Raw genomic sequence first — 2,617 nt, forward strand, 5'->3', positions numbered from 1 at the left:
AGACGGTAGCGCACGCGTACACCTGATTCAACGGCCCGTTTGCACCAGCAACGGGCCGTTTTTTCTTGGGGTTGCTGGTTTTTGATTCGAGAGGAAAACCATGTTGAAGCAACCCAGCAGCAAGTACCCCGCTTTCGCACCCATTGCCTTGCAAGGCCGCACCTGGCCCGACGCTGTTCTGACACAAGCGCCTGTCTGGCTCAGCACCGACCTGCGCGACGGCAACCAGGCGCTGATTGAGCCTATGGACATTGCGCGCAAGCTGCGGATGTACGGACAGTTGCTGCGGATCGGTTTCAAGGAGATCGAGGTTGGTTTTCCGGCTGCATCGCAGGTTGAGTTCGATTTCGTACGCCACCTGATCGACAACGACATGGTTCCCGACGATGTCACGCTCCAGGTGATGACGCCCGCCAAGGAGCCGTTGATACGGCGCACGATGGAAGCGGTGGTGGGCGCCAGGCGAGTGATCGTGCATTTGTACAACGCCACCTCGGACTTTCCAGTATTCGCCCGAACACTTTTCCGGCACGGAGTTGGCATTTTCCAGGCGAGTGGTCGATGCCGTCACCGAAGTGTGGCAGCCCACGGCCGACCATCCTTGCATCATCAACCTGCCAACCACCGTTGAGCATTCAACGCCCAACGTTTTTGCCGACATGATCGAGTGGATGCATCGGCACATCGCAAGGCGAGACTCGGTGGTGTTGTCGGTACATCCCCACAATGATCGCGGTACCGGTGTGGCGGCGGCTGAATTGGCGTTGATGGCCGGCGCGCAGCGCGTAGAAGGCTGCCTGTTTGGCAACGGTGAACGCACCGGCAACCTCGACATCGTCAATGTGGCACTCAACCTGTACACCCAGGGTGTGGCGCCTAATCTTGACTTCTCCAATATCGACGAGATCCGCCGTACGGTGGAGCATTGCAACCAGTTGCCGGTGCACCCGCGCCATCCCTATGTCGGCGAGCTGGTCTACACCTCGTTTTCAGGTACGCATCAGGACGCCATCAAAAAAGCGTTCGCCGTTCAAAAGGAGGATGCCGCCTGGGCGGTCCCCTATCTGCCCATCGACCCCAAAGATCTGGGACGCAGCTATGAGGCGGTGATTCGCGTCAACAGCCAGTCGGGCAAAGGCGGCATCGCGTATTTGCTGGAAAGCGAATACGGCCTCGAATTACCGCGCCGCCTGCAGATCGAGTTCAGCCAGGCCGTCCAAGCCGTTATGGACAACGCGGGCAAGGAGTTGACGGCACAAGACCTGTGGCAGTTGTTCGAAGAGGAATACGGTTTGGCCAGCACCAAGGCACCTCAGGTGCAGCAAGCCGTATCGGCGGGTGGCGTGGCCTTGACGGCGCAGGTGCAAATGGCCGGTGCAACGCAACAGATTACGGGGCAGGGCGCTGGGCCCATTGAGGCCTTCGTGAACGGCTTGAACGAGGCGCTGGGCACGACGGTACGCGTGCTGGACTACCATGAGCACGCCCTGGGCTCGGGGGCCGATGCCCGCGCTGTGGCCTACCTTGAGCTGCGCATCGACGAACGGCATACGGTGTTTGGCGTCGGCATGGACGCGAACATCGTCTTGGCTTCCTTCAAGGGAATCCTGTCTGGATGGCAGCGTGCGCAAATGCGCGCTCCTTGCAGCGAAAATACGTCTTGTGCCGCTTTGGCCCCGTCCATCTAAAAATTCTTCAGGAGCCCACCATGACCGACAAACTCATTATTTTCGACACCACCCTGCGCGACGGCGAGCAGTCGCCCGGCGCGTCCATGACCCGGGATGAGAAGCTGCGGATTGCTCGCCAGCTGGAGCGCCTGAAAGTCGACGTGATCGAGGCCGGTTTTGCTGCCAGTTCCAACGGCGACTTCGAATGCGTGAAAGCCATTTCGGAAGTCATCAAGGACGCCACCGTCTGCTCGCTGGCCCGCGCCAACGACAGGGACATTTCCCGCGCCGCCGAGGCCTTGAAGCCGGCAGCCTCCGGGCGTCTGCACCTCTTTCTGGCGACCAGCGCGCTGCACATGGAAAAGAAGCTGCGCATGACGCCCGACCAGGTATTCGAGCAGGCCAAGCTCTCGGTGCGTTTTGCCAAAAACCTGATGGGCGACATCGAATTCAGCCCGGAAGACGGTTATCGCTCCGATCCGGACTTCCTGTGCCGTGTGCTGGAGGCCGTCATTAAGGAAGGCGCGACCACCATCAACGTGCCCGACACCGTGGGCTATGCCATTCCCGAGCTCTACGGCAACTTCATCAAGGACTTGCGTGAACGCATCCCCAACAGCGACAAGGCCGTCTGGTCTGTGCATTGCCACAACGATTTGGGCATGGCGGTTGCGAACTCCCTGGCCGGCGTGAAGATCGGTGGTGCGCGGCAGGTGGAATGCACCATCAACGGCCTGGGCGAGCGCGCCGGCAACTGCTCGCTGGAAGAAGTGGTGATGGCCRTCAAAACCCGCAAGGATTATTTCGGCCTTGACCTGGGTATAGACACGCAGCACATCCTGGCGGCCAGCCGCATGGTGAGCCAGACCACCGGTTTTGTGGTGCAGCCTAATAAAGCCGTGGTCGGCGCCAATGCGTTCGCGCATGCCTCGGGCATCCACCAGGAC

1 protein-coding gene and 1 pseudogene are annotated in these 2,617 nt (G+C 60.3%); both read left to right on the top strand.

What is annotated here, in order from left to right:
• The first annotated feature begins 100 nt into the window (after nt 1-100).
• A pseudogene (locus AC1D0P_RS24945) lies at nt 101-1,688 on the top strand (2-isopropylmalate synthase).
• Between the two features lie 20 nt (nt 1,689-1,708).
• A partial coding sequence (locus AC1D0P_RS24950) for a 2-isopropylmalate synthase (protein ID WP_477679192.1) occupies nt 1,709-2,617 on the top strand: 909 nt, incomplete at its 3' end.

This window comes from Polaromonas sp. P1_G2 (assembly GCF_056405515.1).